Origin of the sequence: Paenibacillus sp. Leaf72 (assembly GCF_001422685.1) — a bacterium.
Lineage (GTDB): Bacteria > Bacillota > Bacilli > Paenibacillales > Paenibacillaceae > Pristimantibacillus.
In genome coordinates, this window is sequence record NZ_LMLV01000001.1 from 744,742 (window position 1) to 758,712 (window position 13,971).

Consider the following 13,971-nt stretch of genomic DNA (forward strand, 5'->3'; position numbering starts at 1 on the left):
TCCATCCACCGCCTTACACAAGCCTTCCCATTGTGGTTTTATACACTTTGCGCTGCAGCTTCTTTCCGAACCGCAAGCTTTTCTTTAATTCATCTTTCATCTCTTTAGTAAGCTTGCGAGAAGCCACTTTGCCATTGTTGCCATACCAGCCATTTTCCGAGCTTTCAATCGATAACAGCCGGAGCCTGAGAAATAAGAGAAAAGCCTGCTCACATTGCTTGGCTTCCTGCTCCGAGAGCTCCTTTTCTTCCAATAGCCTCCGCATGCGATCCATCGTAGAAGACTCGCGAATGCCTCGCTGGATCGACAACAGCCGAATGGCATTCACCATCGGAATGTAGGCGCCATATTTAATATCCAGACTGCCTGCATCCTCTCCATACTGCTCCTTCAGCAAATGGCCGAATACGCCGAGCAGCATTTTGTGGCGCATCGTATTTTCAAGCATGCGTCTAATAATAATCGGCGTGGCCAGCATGTCGGTGAAAAAAATATCCTTGAATCGCCGCATAAGCAGCTGACTTCCAAAAATGCCGCGTCCATCCGCTATGATTAGCAAATAACGGACCGCCTCCCAGCTTGGCTCCTTAAACCACGAGTTAATTTGCTCCTCCCATGCTGACAGCGATTTGCACCACTGGGGATTACTGCTAAGCACTTCTCCCTCGCATGGAGGATATCCCGCCGTTTGAAGATAACTGACAATGAGTGCGGACAATTCATAAAAATAGCGCTGCACATCCGACTCATCATCAGCCGCATACTCATAAACAATGCCGCTGTCCTGATCGCTGGACAAGGTTTGCTCTTCCCTGCCTCCGCTGCCGAATAATAAATAGGCGTAAGGCACGGGAGGAGAACCCTTCCCCATCCGTGCCATTTCCGCTTCTGCGAGTGCAATTGCCCGGCTGATCACCGTATCATGCATCTCATTCAATTGTTCATTAAACTGTTCGACAGGGCTTGCAAGGAGAGCTTCCTTCATCCGATCATGTACCTGATCCCGCAAGCTGCGCAGCGTGCCGGCCTCTTCGGCCAAGCTTATCTGCTCCAGCAGCTTTACATGCACAGGGTCCGTCATCCGAGTCTCTCCCCTTTGAATCGCCCTTATATTATTAACCTTGCAGGTTTTGACCTGCTTTTTTCATTTGCTCAGGATAACCATAAGCGCCATGCTCACTGAGGTCAAGACCTACAATTTCTTGCTCTTCTGTTACACGGAAGCCCATTACCAGCTTCATAATGCCAAGTACCAGGAACGATGCTGCCAGAACAAATGCGCCACATACAACAACACTCTCGAATTGAACCCATAATTGTTTCCAGCTGCCTGTATCAAGCAAGCCGCCTTGGCCTACGCCCACTTTGTCAGCCAATGCTTGTGTTGCAAAAATACCGTTAGCCAGCGTACCCCAAATACCAGCTGCACCGTGAACCGACATTGCATAAATCGGATCGTCGATTTTCATTTTTTCGAAAAACTTCGCGCTGTAGAATACAAGCACACCTGCTACTAGACCAATTACGACAGCTGCCCATGGATCAACGAATGCACAGGAAGCTGTGATTGCAACCAGACCCGCAAGAGTACCGTTAAGGGTAGTTGTAATATCTGCTTTGCCTGTTACAGCCCACGAAATCAGCAGCGAGGAAACAGCACCTGCACCTGCTCCAAGCATCGTTGTAAAAGCAACATAACCGAAGAAGCCGTCACCAATGCTCACCGTGCTGCCTGCGTTAAAGCCGAACCAGCCGACCCACAGAAGCAAAACCGATAGTGCTGTATACACTTGGTTATGTCCCGCAATTTCATTTGCAGAGCCATCTTTGTTGAACTTTCCAATACGAGGTTTAAGTAGAATGGTTGCTGCCAAAGCTGCCAATGCGCCGGATAAATGCACGACCGTCGAACCGGCAAAGTCTTGTGCACCATCTGCTGCAAGCCAGCCGCCGCCCCAGATCCAGTGAGCAACTACCGGATAGATCGCAGCAATGTAGATAACGGTGAAAATAAGGTATGAGGACAATTTAGCACGTTCCGCAAAGCCGCCCCATGCGATGGAAAGCGATACTGCTGCGAAAGCTAGTTGGAACAGGAAGAAAATAGTTGTTGGAAGCTCATCATTTACACTTGAAATAGCTGGATTAAAGAAGAAATCGCCCCAGCCGATAAAGCTGCTTGATCCGCCATCGGCATTAGCCGTTCCGAACGCAATACCATAACCGATCGCCCAATAAACCAAACCTGCTAGACCAGCTGTGAAAATCGTTTTGCCTGCAACATGGCCGGCATTTTTCATTCTGGTCGAACCTGTTTCCAAAAGAATAAATCCGCCTTGCATGAGCAAAACTAACACGAATGCTACCATGACCCATAAGGAGTCGATACCCATATTCAATGTTGCATTGGATGGGTCATTCGCAAAAGCCATTGCCGGGAATACTAAGCACATTGCCCCTAGTGTGAATAACATCTTTCTAATCATTACGACCACTCCCCATACGTTATGTTTCCTAACATTTCAGGAAAGACTTAATGTCATTATAGTCAGTAGAGTCGCATTTGACAATACGTTTTATTCTATTTTCGAAAAAAATCTAACATTCGACCTTAAGAAAGCGGTTAATGTTAAGTTTTTTCACAGTACTTGCCTGGTCATGGCAGCTTTTAGCGTGATGGGGTTTAATCTTTGTACTTTTCATCTTCTATATAGGAAGCAGCTTCCTAGGCATAATTGCCCTTAGCTTACCTATCTATGTAACACGTTTGACTGTATGGTTACTTTACGATTATCATTAAACATAGACATATATAGATAGAGGAAAGAAGGTGAACGGATTGGAATCTGCTGAACGTTATAAAATTGGAGAACTCGCCAAACTGGCCAACATCAGTCCGCGAACAATTGACTATTATACTTCAATGGGACTTATTGAACCGGCGGAACGCTCTTCGACGAACTACCGTTTGTATAATTCTGAAACATTGATCCGCTTGAAACGTATTGAACAAATGAAGCAAAGCAAGCACACGCTTGAAGAAATTAAACAATCGCTAGCAGCATGGGACAGCGTAACTGCTGAAGAGCAGGTATCGCGCAAGCTGACCGATCTACAGCTTCGTCTAAGCGAGCTGGAACGAGAGGTTAAAGACTTGGAGCCAGTGATCAAGCAAATGAAGCCTCGCCAAGCCAACAGGCTCTACACTCGTATCATGCCGCAAACGGCAGCTTGTATAGAAGCGCTTATGTTGCTGCTAAACAAGGGGAATTTTATGTAGAGATATACAATAAAAGCTTCGCCCCTTGATCGGAAAGTCAAATTTATCATTTGGAGGAATGACGTTATGTTTTTTCACAAAATGGACATCCTCATCCTGATCGCTTTCGCTTTATCGATTTGGGCGCAGTTTCGGGTTAAAGGAACGTTCAAAACTTGGTCTACCGTTCGCTCCATGAGCGGACTAACCGGCTATCAGGCCGCACGCAAAATGCTGGATGCCCATGGGCTGCAGCATGTACAAATTGAACCCGTACGGGGCACGCTAAGCGATCATTATGATCCTATATCACGCAAAGTACGACTTTCAGAGCATGTTTATTATGAAAACTCCATATCCGCTTTGTCCGTTGCCTGCCATGAAGTTGGCCATGCGATTCAGCATCAGGCGAAATATCCAATGCTGGTGCTGCGCCATCGCATTTTTCCGGTCGTTAACATTGCATCGGGCATCGCCCCATTCATGCTGATCGCCGGATTTTTATTTCAACAGGCTAATCTGATTGGTCTTGGCATCATCTTCTTCTCCGTAGCAGTAGCCTTTCAGGTCATTACACTGCCCGTTGAATTTAATGCAAGCAATCGAGCGCGCCACATTATGATTGCCGAAGGCTTTATTACGAACGAGGAAGAACGCGGAGTTGCCAAAGTTCTGAACGCGGCCGCCCTAACTTACGTAGCAGCCGCGCTTATCTCCCTGCTGGAGCTCTTAAAATATATTATGATCTTCACATCATCGAACCGGGAATAACTTGCTTTCAGAGCAATACACGATCAACACAGATGAGTGGGCCAGCTAAAGCATTAGGCTGGCCCACTTTCCTTTTACACAAAAAGAACCGCTGCAACGACCAGAATAAAACTGGTACTTGCAGCGGTTCTTTTTCATCCTGCATATAGCGGTTCTTACTTTAATTCCTCTTGCTTCATCTCATTGAAGTAATGCAGCAGAAAGCCATGGAACACCTTCGCAACGAGCGACAGCTTCTCATTAGAACGATGAATGATGCCGATATTGCGAGTCACATGCGGCTGCTCCACCCGCACTTTAGCTGGCTGTAAAATGCCTGTATGATGAAGCGCCATTGCGGGCAGCAGACTGACACCCATACCAGCGGCGACAAGCCCGCGGATCGTCTCCGTCTCCTCGCCCTCGAAGCCGATTTTCGGTGTAAATCCGGCCTCCTGGCACGCTTCCCATACGATGGGCCTCAATGAATAACCCTCGCTGAACAATACAAACGTCTCATCCTTGAGTTGGCTCAATCGAATCGAGCTCTCCCCAGCGAGAGCATGTGCTGGCGGCAATATCGCATAAAGCTCCTCTGTCAGCAGCACCTGCCCGCATACATGCTCATGCTCATCCGGAAAAGGAGAAATGAAAGCAAGATCAATCTCACCCTTTACCATATCTCGTATAAGCGACGGATACATCCCCTGCCGAAAGCGAAACTTCACATTCGGATGATGCTTGCGAAAAGCAGCTACAACCTGCGGAATTAAGGATACACCGAGGCTATGCGGAAAGCCAAGCCGAATTTCCCCTTTTTCCGGGTCAAGAAATTCATGTATTTCAACCACAGCCCGGTCCAAATCAGCCAATATGACCTCAGCCCGCTTCAAAAACAAATGACCTACAGGCGTCAATTGCAAATTTCTGCCCTTTTGTAAAAAAAGCTTTACGCCAAGCTCTTCCTCCAATTGATGAATTTGACGGCTCACAGCAGACTGAGCAACATGCAATTCTTCCGCCGCCTGTGTCACATGCTCTTTTCTCGCTACTTTGACGAAATAATAAAGCTGACGAAGTTCCATGATCTCTCCTTATCTTATCCAAACATTATCTCCGGACGATCCGCTGCCTGCGAACCATTGCCCGATCGAATAAACCATACATGAGGAAGCCGGCAAGGCCGCCACCAACATGCGCCCATAAATCTATTGTCGGCAAAATAATGGAATAAATGATACCTGCTCCCAAAATCATATATACGGTTTTGCGCGAGCCATCATCCAGCCAAGCTTTACGGAACAGCGACAAGTATAGATACGCCCCGTAAACGCCATAAATCGCACCGGATGCTCCCACTGACAAATGGACAAACTCCCCATTGCCACCTTCTGTCATAACCGTAATAACCGCACTGAACAAATTGCCGAGCAGCCCGCAAAGCAAATAAAAAACACCATACTTCACAGAGCGCAGCAGACGCTCCAAGGGCGGCGCAAACACAAGCAGGGCAAACATATTAAAAAGCAGGTGCTGAAAGCCTCCATGCATAAAGACGGACGTTAAATAGCGCCATGGCTCCAACAGCCCGTATGGATCTCCATGAAAAGTTAAAAAGGCGCCCCAGCGGTACAAGTTTTCTCCGTTAGTCGTTCCGCCATTTAAAGCAACAAATATAAAATAGAGCGTATTTAACGCGATTATCGCAGAAGTCACCGGATAAGATCTTAAATAAACGCGAAAGCTTTCGTATCTTAAAAAAATCATTAGGAATTCCCCCGCTCTAAAATTGGACAATATTGCCGAACTCCGATTATAATAAATGGGTATTGACCATTTAACTTTGAGGAGGACGTTATTCATGTCTCAAGAACGTGCTGGAGCTGCCGCATTTAAAGGCAATCCACTTACACTAGTCGGACCAGAATTGAAAGCTGGCGATAAAGCTCCTGATTTTCAAGTGAACAAAACACTCGTTGATAGCGTATCCTTGAAAGATTATGCTGGTAAAATCAAATTAATCAGCGTTGTTCCTTCTATTGATACAGGCGTATGCGACGCTCAAACTCGCCGCTTCAATGAAGCTGCTGCTACACTTGGCGACAACGTTGCTGTACTTACAATCAGCGCAGACCTGCCATTCGCCCAAGCTCGCTGGTGCGGTGCTGCAGGCATTGATAAAGTCGAGCTGCTGTCAGACTACAAACTAAAAAGCTTTGGCGAAGCCTATGGCGTTTACATTAAAGAATTCGGCCTGGATATGCGCTCGATCTTCGTAATCGATGCCAATGATACGATTCAATATGTGGAGTACCTGGCAGAAATGACAGAGCACCCTAACTACGAAGCAGCGATTAACGCAACTAAAGCGCTCGTATAATCCAGTATACAATCTTTTATCTGCACAAACAAAGCGAGTGAAGGGAAACCTTCCTCGCTTTTTGTACGTTTTATGAGTTTCCGGTCGTCTTAAAAGCAGAGAGCTTCTTGTCCAGCGTTCGATAAAGCTCAAGAATAACCCGGTAGTTCGAGCCAAGGTCGCCAAATGAGCCTCTGGAAGCCGAATAAATATCAACGGCTGCATTTACCGGATTCACGCTAATGACCGACACCGTAATGTCCATCGTTCGGCCGAAAGCCGTGCGCTTCTCCAGCACAATCTCTCCAACCGATTGCACTTCATGCAGCACCTTGTAGCCCTGCATTTTCTTCAGCGTAGATACGACTTCTTCCCAAGCCTTTTCCTTGGACAACTTGTAAAAATGGGATTTGAGCATCGGGTCTTTGGCTTTATCGCCTGTTTGTTCATGACTGCGCAGCAGCCCGATTACGGTCCGCTTCAACAAAAACGATCTCCCCCTCCAGCATCTTTGTATGTAATATCTATATTAACATGTTTTGTTACACAAAAAAAGAACCCTGAGCGTGTTAGCGCAGCAGAGTCTCTTGAGTGTAGATAAAAACCCGCCTATGCCGTCCGACTTACATGTTTCTGAACCTCGCTTTCGCAAGGTGGGTGTCCGCAGAAACGAATTTGAAGTCCCCTTTAGAGGGCATGTCAGCATCGTAACAATTTAGGTCTCCCGAGAAACAGCCATTGGTTCAAAACAACGTAAAGCCGAAACGAACATCGCAGGATGTATTGTTATTATAAACGTTACCTTTACAATTGTAAATGTCTAAACGCTTATTTATTGGACGAGCTCGAATCGCCGTCTGTAAGCTCTGCGAATTCGACCTCTTGAGCCTCCTGAGCTAGTCTTGCCTTTTCAGCCTGCTCCTGAAGCTTCTGGTAAATCATGTAGAAATTCCAGAACGACAGATAAGCGATAATGCTGCCCATAAAAAACGGAATCAAAAAGGTGAAGCGCGTGCTGATGTAGATGACCGCACCACTCATTACCGCAGAGGAGAACGAGCGTATTGGACGGCCAATCGTAATCAGAATGGCATTTTTCAACAATTGAAACGTTTTCATGTGATAATGGACAAGCATCGAGAAGAAGTTGAACAAGGAAATCACCAGCAGAAGCAGCAAAGCAATAAAGATATAAGAAATTAGGCTATACTGGTCGCGATACACAATAAAATCGACAATCATAATGGCAAACAGAATAGCGTAGAAAAACCCGCCGATCATACTTTGAAGATAATTTTCCTTATATCCTCTAAAGTAAGTTTTGAATAGCGGGACATCCGTTTCACCCATCACCCATTTGCGAGCTACTGCAAACATCGCAGCTGTAGCTGGAAATAAGGTGAAAGGAGCAACAATCGCCATGAAAATCAATGTTGTTTTAACATGGTCCAGATATGCCGCCTCATCAAGTGCTGCAGCATTCCCTGGAAATACGCCCACAAACGCCAATAATACGAAAGGAATTGAACATATTAGCCATAATACATTGATTACCGATAATCGCATAATCCATTCGGAGATGCGGTAAAAACCTCCCATTAAACCCCTTGGCTCCATGTGATCTGCCCCCACTATTCCGTCTTGTTCCTTACTATTTTGGTTGTGACATGCACCAAAGCATATTATTCAATCAAGCAGGCTGGCTTAATCAAATGAACAATAAAAAAGGGAAAGTCAGGACGCCCGTAAGGCATCACGGACTTCCCCGGTTTCTTAAGCTTGGTTATTCGGGCTTATTTCTTCATCCTGTATAAGAACAGGAAGAAATGACCCTAGTTGTTGTTATTGTTAAAGCCTTCGGACGATGGTTTTGGACGACGGTTCTCGCTAGTGCGAGGTCTGCTGCTGCCGCCATCACGGTTACGGTCATAGCTGCTGCTGCGCGAGCTGGAGCTCGAACCGCTGCCGCTTCCGCCGCCACGTCTGTCATCACGGCCACGATAGCCGCCACCGCCACTGGAGCTGCGGCCACTGCCGCCGCCAAAGGACGAGGAACCAGAATAACGACGACCATTCGAACGAATGTCCGGCTTGCGTTTTTTCGCGCGAAGCGGCTCTTCCGGTGTCAATTCAATATTGACTTCCTTCTTCTCGCCTGTCAGCAATTTCACGGCTGCTGCAAGCAAGTTAACGGAATCATATTGCTCAAGCAACTGAATGGCAATTGCTTTGTATTCCGTGAACTCTTCTTCTTGAACAACTTCGAGCAAACGCTCAGCTGTCAAGCGCTGTTTGCCTTCAATCGCTTCTGCGATGCTAGGCAAAGGTTTTTTGTTGATTTTTTGACGTGTAACTTTCTCGATGAAATGCAGGTGATCAAGTTCACGAGGCGTTACGAACGACCATGCAGTACCTTCTTTGCCTGCGCGGCCAGTACGGCCGATACGGTGAACATAGCTCTCCGGATCTTGCGGAAGGTCAAAGTTGATAACATGCGTTACGCCCGATACGTCGAGGCCACGAGCAGCTACATCCGTTGCAACCAGCACATCGATGCTGCCGTCGCGGAATTTGCGCATTACGCTGTCGCGTTGGTTTTGGGACAAGTCGCCGTGAAGGCCGTCTGCCGTGTAACCGCGTTTTTGCAAAGCTTCGCTAAGCTCATCAACACGGCGCTTCGTACGGCCGAAGATGATCGCAAGCTCTGGGGATTCCATATCAAGCAAACGGCTAAGAGCTTCAAACTTCTGACGCTCATGAACCTCAATATACGCTTGATCGATAAGCGGTGCCGTTACTTGCTTAGGAATAACCGACACATGCTCAGGGTTTTTCAGAAATTGCTGTGCAAGCTTCTGAATGTTCGGCGGCATTGTAGCCGAGAACAACATGGTGTGACGCTCGTCCGGTACTTGCTTCAGGATCGACTGAATGTCTTCCATGAAGCCCATATCCAGCATTTCATCCGCTTCATCAAGAATGACCGTCTGTACATCTTCAAGACGGATCGTCTTACGGTTGATGTGGTCAAGCAAACGTCCTGGCGTACCAATAATAATTTGCGGCTTCTTCTTCAGAGCGCGAATTTGACGTCCAATTTCTTGTCCGCCGTAAATTGGCAATGAGCGTAAACCTTTGTATCGAGTCAACTTCCCGATTTCATCAGCTACCTGAATAGCGAGTTCACGGGTAGGCGTCATAATTAAGGCGACAATGCGCTCCTCGCTTGTCGGAATTTTATTAATGAGCGGAATTCCGAATGCCGCTGTTTTTCCTGTTCCTGTTTGTGCCTGACCAATTAGATCTTGACCAGCCATTGCAATTGGAATAGCTTTGGACTGGATCGGAGTTGACTCCTCAAACCCCAGCTCCGTGATTGCTTGCAACACTTTAGGTTCCAAGCCAAATTCAGCAAATGTTTTCAAACTTTCTCATACTCCTTTTATCTGCAGCCTACTTGAAAAATATCCAAGCTATTATAGCATACAATCGTACCCGTTTACCAGCGAAGCTTAAAAACAGATCAAAAGACGCACGCGTAAGCGTTTGCTTTATTTTATATTCCCTGCCCGCTGCGCGCATGGCAGTTAACCCTGTTTTTTTAAAGTTGATCCTGCTATAATGTGGTTATCCCGCTGTTTTAACGTTTTCATGCCATATGTTTTGCCCTGAACCTATGATGAAAGGGTGATGCCAGGTGGATATCGAAACCGTAACACTGTCACAAATTGTAGAGAAGCTAGCACCAGAGCTCAGTCCTTTTCTTACGGATCGGGAACTCTCGATCAATATCGTATTGAGGGACGGACTGGCTGTACTTGAACCGGCGGATGCAATGGAGATTGTTCAGCACAGCATTTGCGAGCACCAAAGAGAAGCCTTACTGCAATGACAAGGGGATATACCGATTGATAGTAAACCTGCTGACGCATGCGTCAGCAGGTTTTTTGCATGCTTTTCCCACCGGGAATTCCCGCCCAAAAATGGTGCTTTAAGCAACATTTCTCTGTGTAAAATTACGCTTTTTGAAAAAAATAAGTGTCACGCAGCCTAATTCTGCTTTATAATTTGGTAAGAAGAGCTAGCGGGGAGAGAAGGAAATGGACATCATCTTTTCAACTGTCATGCTGTTATACAGCTTATTGACGGGAAGCGGAGAGGATCATGCAGCCGCCCGGGAGCTCGCAGCCTCCGTACTACACGCTTCACTCGGAACAACGATCGTGCAGGCGAGCCCCTCAGATGGAGAAGGCCAGGGGACGTCTGAGGCAGGCGCTAAGCATGATCCACAGAAAGATGCTCCCATTGTGAAGGGCATCTACGTGACGGCTCACAGTGCAGGTGGAGCGCGTATGGATAGCTTGCTGAAGCTCATGGATGATACGAAACTGAACAGCATGGTCATTGATGTAAAAGACGACAACGGCTATATCACCTATCCAACCGAGACGCCGGAGCTGCTTGAGCTGGGAACTACACAGAAGTACATTCGCGATATTGGCGACTTGATGAAGAAATTGAAGCAGCATGAGGTTTACCCCATTGCCAGAATTGTCGTCTTTAAGGACACTGTGCTGGCACGCCAGCATCCGGAGCTGTCCTTCCGCCATTCCGACGGAACGATTTGGAAAAACGGCCGCGGCGAAAGCTTTGTTAATCCTTATATGAAAGAAGTATGGAGTTATAATGTAGCCGTTGCCAAGGAAGCAGCCAAGCTGGGCTTTAAGGAAATCCAGTTTGATTATGTCCGTTTTCCTGAAGGCTTTGATAAGAAAGCCGATTCGCTGAAGTATGAGAAAACCGAGCAGAGCCGGGTCGATGCCGTCGCAGGATTCGTGAAATATGCCCGCGAGCAGCTTGAGCCGCTTGGCGTGCGGGTATCGGTCGATATTTTCGGCTACGCCGCATCAGTGCCTGCCGCCGAAGGAATTGGGCAGGACTTTGTGAAAATTTCCAATGATGTGCACGTCATATCCCCTATGGTTTATCCGAGCCATTACAGCACAGGCTGGTTTAAGCAGAAGGTTCCGGATAAAAACCCCTATGAAACCATTGTAGGCGCTATGGAGGACACCCATGCCAAGCTTGACCCGATTGGCGACGCCAAGCCGATTATTCGTCCTTGGATTCAGGATTTTACAGCCAGCTGGCTGGGACAGGGCAATTATATGAAATATGGCAAGAAAGAAGTCGAGGCACAGATTAAGGCGCTCGCCGACACCGATATTCATGAATTTCTTTTATGGAATGCAGGCAATAAATATTCAGAGGGCGTTAATTACGAATAACCATTCAAGTAAGGCTAGCTGCTCTTGCTTACGCTTCTCGCCACAAGGTGAAACGGCTGTCGCCATCCTTTGGCCGCGCGGCGCGTTTCATTCCGAGAAAGGATAGCGTTAGGATATCTTTTCCTATATTTCAAACAAATAACCTCCGGTACGCTGCCTTAAAGCGTTGCCGGAGGTTATTTGTTTGTTTTTGGAAATCAATGTTAGCCATTGCCCAGACGGGCAAGAAGGTATTATTGCGACAGGCGCAGCGCGAGCTCATACAACTCCAGGTTGAATGGCTTCTTCGTGTTGACAACCGTGTCAATATCCGTAGAAAGGAACTCTCCGCGCACGATACCGCAAGCTTTGCCCGATTCGCCAGCCATCAGCTGATGCACAGCATAATCGCCGAGACGGCTTGCCAGAATACGGTCAACAGCAGTCGGCGTTCCGCCGCGTTGAATATGTCCAAGCACGGTTACTCGCGGCTCAAGTCCACAACCACGCGTAATTTCGCTGGATACATCATGTCCATTGCCTGCTCCTTCAGCAACAACAATGATACTGTGACGCTTGCCTTTGGCAAAATTGGCTTCCATCCGCTGCGAAACTTCCGTTAGGTTGAACGGAACTTCCGGTACAAGAATCGTCTCGGCGCCGCTTGCAAGTCCCGCATAAAGCGCAATATCTCCGCAATGACGGCCCATAACCTCAACGACAGACGAACGCTCATGGGAAGACATCGTGTCGCGGATTTTGTTAATAGCATCCACCACGATGCCAACCGCTGTATCGAAACCGATTGTATAATCCGTGAAAGGAATATCGTTATCGATCGTTCCTGGCAATGCCATCGTCTTAATTCCAAGCTTGCTCAGCTTGTTAGCACCTTGGTAGGAGCCGTCGCCGCCGATAACAACCAAACCGTCGATGCCACGCCCACGCAAAACTTCAGCGCCTTTCTCCTGGCCTTCAGCTGTCATAAACTCTTTGCAGCGCGCCGTCTGCAAAATGGTGCCCCCGCGCTGAATAATATCGCCTACGCTGCGAAGATCCATTTGACGCAAATCGTCATTCAGAAGACCCTGATAACCGCGTTGTACACCGTATACTTCCAGCCCGTTATACAAAGCGCTCCGCACTACAGCGCGAACGGCTGCATTCATCCCTTGGGAGTCACCGCCACTGGTTAATACTGCGATTGATTTTACTGAAGACATAGTCATTCCTCCAAAATGATGTAATATATTGCTAAGCCTGTTGCTTCCTGATCCACACGCTGTTAATCAGGAAAAACAGGCGGGTAAGCGGACTGTTCTTCATCAGCTTGCGCGTTACGCTGCGCACTTCTTTCTGCGCACGCACCTTCGGATCGGATAAATAAAGGGCCAGCAGCCCTTCAATGATAAGGCGATGAAACCGGGAAGCCGGCAAATGCCGCACATCCTCCCTTGCCCACTCCACTATCGTACCGATCCGTTCCGCCATCAAATGGAAGCTGTCGTAATAATTGCAGAAATTCAAATCTCCGCCGGCCTGATCCTCCGCCTGATCGATCAAATAATCAAGCATAATATGCAGGCCGCATACGTGCGGGAAATAAATTTCTTTAATCGCAGCCGCATCCTGCTTCGACAGACCATCACCGCTGGCTGCTAAAAAAAGCATAAACATGCCGAGCGTCGATCCGCTGGCCGCTGCGAATTCATTCCATTGCAAGTGCGGGTAGCGCTGTGCATGCTTCTCCCACCAAGCGAGCAGCTTCGGCTCGCGCAAGTCATTGCGAATGTGCTTGTACACCTGCAAATCGCCATATAGGCTGACCAGCTCGGTTACGTCACGCTGAACGCTGGCATAGGAAGGAAGCAGCGCTGTATGGTGCTGGCACACGGCAACGAGGTGGTGCAAATATCCGCCGTCGTCCCGCTCCTTCCGGTGGGCATAATAATCCCGGAGCGGCGCTGCCGGATTAACCGCATCAAGCATGGACTGATGCAATAGGCGGAAATCATCCGCATCAAGAGAGGTGCTGCGATCGCATAAATTGTCCAGGTAGTCGCTAATCGTTTGCAGCGCAACAATAAGCGGTATAAGAATATGCCGCTGTTCCAAGTTGGCCGCTGCATACACGGCCCCACCCTGACAATGGAATTTCTTGCTCGCTATGCTGCTCAGCGCTTGCGTCCTCAGCTCCCTGTCGGGAATTTGCTCTGCCATAGCCCGCAGCTTCCCCAGCTGCTCTTCAACTTCTGGCAGCACATATTTATATACGCGATGCATAAGTTTTAAAGGCCCTCGGGGCGCACGGCTGCCTGAAAATGTCGTCAATCTCA

The 13,971-nt window shown here is 47.8% G+C and carries 14 protein-coding genes and 1 other RNA gene; 5 read left to right on the forward strand and 10 right to left on the reverse strand.

The features are described from left to right. Positions 1 to 13 precede the first annotated feature (13 nt). Positions 14 to 1,081 carry a DUF294 nucleotidyltransferase-like domain-containing protein gene (locus tag ASF12_RS03290; RefSeq protein WP_056029474.1) on the reverse strand — a complete coding sequence of 356 codons (1,068 nt, stop codon included), beginning with the start codon at positions 1,079 to 1,081 and terminating at the stop codon, positions 14 to 16. Between the two features lie 34 nt (positions 1,082 to 1,115). Next, positions 1,116 to 2,486, reverse strand: a complete 1,371-nt coding sequence (locus ASF12_RS03295; protein WP_056029477.1) for an ammonium transporter — start codon at positions 2,484 to 2,486, stop codon at positions 1,116 to 1,118. Between the two features lie 344 nt (positions 2,487 to 2,830). Between ASF12_RS03295 and ASF12_RS03300 the strand changes: the two genes are divergently transcribed. Beyond that, on the forward strand, positions 2,831 to 3,280 hold the full coding sequence (locus tag ASF12_RS03300) for a MerR family transcriptional regulator (protein WP_442952490.1): 450 nt from the start codon (positions 2,831 to 2,833) through the stop codon (positions 3,278 to 3,280). 66 nt (positions 3,281 to 3,346) lie between these two features. After that, complete coding sequence (locus tag ASF12_RS03305) at positions 3,347 to 4,030, forward strand: zinc metallopeptidase (protein WP_056029483.1); 684 nt, start codon at positions 3,347 to 3,349, stop codon at positions 4,028 to 4,030. A gap of 155 nt (positions 4,031 to 4,185) precedes the next feature. On the opposite strand, the gene ASF12_RS03310 is transcribed toward ASF12_RS03305, so the two are convergent. Continuing rightward, positions 4,186 to 5,094, reverse strand: a complete 909-nt coding sequence (locus tag ASF12_RS03310) for a LysR family transcriptional regulator (protein WP_056029486.1) — start codon at positions 5,092 to 5,094, stop codon at positions 4,186 to 4,188. A 25-nt stretch (positions 5,095 to 5,119) separates the two neighbouring features. Further along, positions 5,120 to 5,776 carry a rhomboid family intramembrane serine protease gene (locus ASF12_RS03315; RefSeq protein ID WP_056029489.1) on the reverse strand — a complete coding sequence of 219 codons (657 nt, stop codon included), beginning with the start codon at positions 5,774 to 5,776 and terminating at the stop codon, positions 5,120 to 5,122. Between the two features lie 94 nt (positions 5,777 to 5,870). Here ASF12_RS03315 and tpx point away from each other — a divergent pair, with 94 nt between their 5' ends. Beyond that, positions 5,871 to 6,389 carry a thiol peroxidase gene (tpx, locus tag ASF12_RS03320; protein WP_056029492.1) on the forward strand — a complete coding sequence of 173 codons (519 nt, stop codon included), beginning with the start codon at positions 5,871 to 5,873 and terminating at the stop codon, positions 6,387 to 6,389. Between the two features lie 70 nt (positions 6,390 to 6,459). Here tpx and ASF12_RS03325 read toward each other — a convergent pair whose 3' ends face one another. From ASF12_RS03325 to ASF12_RS03335, 4 genes are all read right to left on the reverse strand, one after another. Then, positions 6,460 to 6,855, reverse strand: a complete 396-nt coding sequence (locus ASF12_RS03325; protein WP_056029495.1) for a DUF1499 domain-containing protein — start codon at positions 6,853 to 6,855, stop codon at positions 6,460 to 6,462. 111 nt (positions 6,856 to 6,966) lie between these two features. After that, a non-coding RNA gene (ssrS, locus tag ASF12_RS33225) (6S RNA) lies at positions 6,967 to 7,151 on the reverse strand. 45 nt (positions 7,152 to 7,196) lie between these two features. Beyond that, positions 7,197 to 7,985 (reverse strand): YesL family protein, encoded by a 789-nt coding sequence (locus tag ASF12_RS03330; RefSeq protein ID WP_056029498.1) that lies wholly within the window; start codon positions 7,983 to 7,985, stop codon positions 7,197 to 7,199. Between the two features lie 215 nt (positions 7,986 to 8,200). Then, positions 8,201 to 9,793, reverse strand: a complete 1,593-nt coding sequence (locus tag ASF12_RS03335) for a DEAD/DEAH box helicase (protein WP_056029501.1) — start codon at positions 9,791 to 9,793, stop codon at positions 8,201 to 8,203. Between the two features lie 272 nt (positions 9,794 to 10,065). Here ASF12_RS03335 and ASF12_RS03340 point away from each other — a divergent pair, with 272 nt between their 5' ends. Both ASF12_RS03340 and ASF12_RS03345 read left to right on the forward strand, forming a co-directional pair. After that, positions 10,066 to 10,260, forward strand: a complete 195-nt coding sequence (locus ASF12_RS03340) for a hypothetical protein (RefSeq protein ID WP_046229973.1) — start codon at positions 10,066 to 10,068, stop codon at positions 10,258 to 10,260. 208 nt (positions 10,261 to 10,468) lie between these two features. Continuing rightward, entirely contained in the window at positions 10,469 to 11,656 is a 1,188-nt protein-coding gene (locus ASF12_RS03345) for a putative glycoside hydrolase (RefSeq protein WP_056029504.1), read from the forward strand. Between the two features lie 233 nt (positions 11,657 to 11,889). On the opposite strand, the gene pfkA is transcribed toward ASF12_RS03345, so the two are convergent. Both pfkA and ASF12_RS03355 read right to left on the reverse strand, forming a co-directional pair. Next, entirely contained in the window at positions 11,890 to 12,858 is a 969-nt protein-coding gene (gene pfkA / locus ASF12_RS03350; protein ID WP_056029507.1) for a 6-phosphofructokinase, read from the reverse strand. 31 nt (positions 12,859 to 12,889) lie between these two features. Continuing rightward, positions 12,890 to 13,918 carry a tetraprenyl-beta-curcumene synthase family protein gene (locus tag ASF12_RS03355; RefSeq protein WP_155972923.1) on the reverse strand — a complete coding sequence of 343 codons (1,029 nt, stop codon included), beginning with the start codon at positions 13,916 to 13,918 and terminating at the stop codon, positions 12,890 to 12,892. Positions 13,919 to 13,971: the final 53 nt, after the last annotated feature.

Excerpts from the sequence above, each read along its gene's own strand:
- ASF12_RS03290 (WP_056029474.1), bottom strand. The coding sequence starts at position 1,081 with ATGACGGACCCTGTGCATGTAAAGCTGCTGGAGCAGATAAGCTTGGCC.
- ASF12_RS03295 (WP_056029477.1), bottom strand. The coding sequence starts at position 2,486 with ATGATTAGAAAGATGTTATTCACACTAGGGGCAATGTGCTTAGTATTC.
- ASF12_RS03305 (WP_056029483.1), top strand. The coding sequence starts at position 3,347 with ATGTTTTTTCACAAAATGGACATCCTCATCCTGATCGCTTTCGCTTTA.
- ASF12_RS03310 (WP_056029486.1), bottom strand. The coding sequence starts at position 5,094 with ATGGAACTTCGTCAGCTTTATTATTTCGTCAAAGTAGCGAGAAAAGAG.
- ASF12_RS03315 (WP_056029489.1), bottom strand. The coding sequence starts at position 5,776 with ATGATTTTTTTAAGATACGAAAGCTTTCGCGTTTATTTAAGATCTTAT.
- tpx (WP_056029492.1), top strand. The coding sequence starts at position 5,871 with ATGTCTCAAGAACGTGCTGGAGCTGCCGCATTTAAAGGCAATCCACTT.
- ASF12_RS03330 (WP_056029498.1), bottom strand. The coding sequence starts at position 7,985 with ATGGAGCCAAGGGGTTTAATGGGAGGTTTTTACCGCATCTCCGAATGG.
- ASF12_RS03345 (WP_056029504.1), top strand. The coding sequence starts at position 10,469 with ATGGACATCATCTTTTCAACTGTCATGCTGTTATACAGCTTATTGACG.
- pfkA (WP_056029507.1), bottom strand. The coding sequence starts at position 12,858 with ATGTCTTCAGTAAAATCAATCGCAGTATTAACCAGTGGCGGTGACTCC.
- ASF12_RS03355 (WP_155972923.1), bottom strand. The coding sequence starts at position 13,918 with ATGCATCGCGTATATAAATATGTGCTGCCAGAAGTTGAAGAGCAGCTG.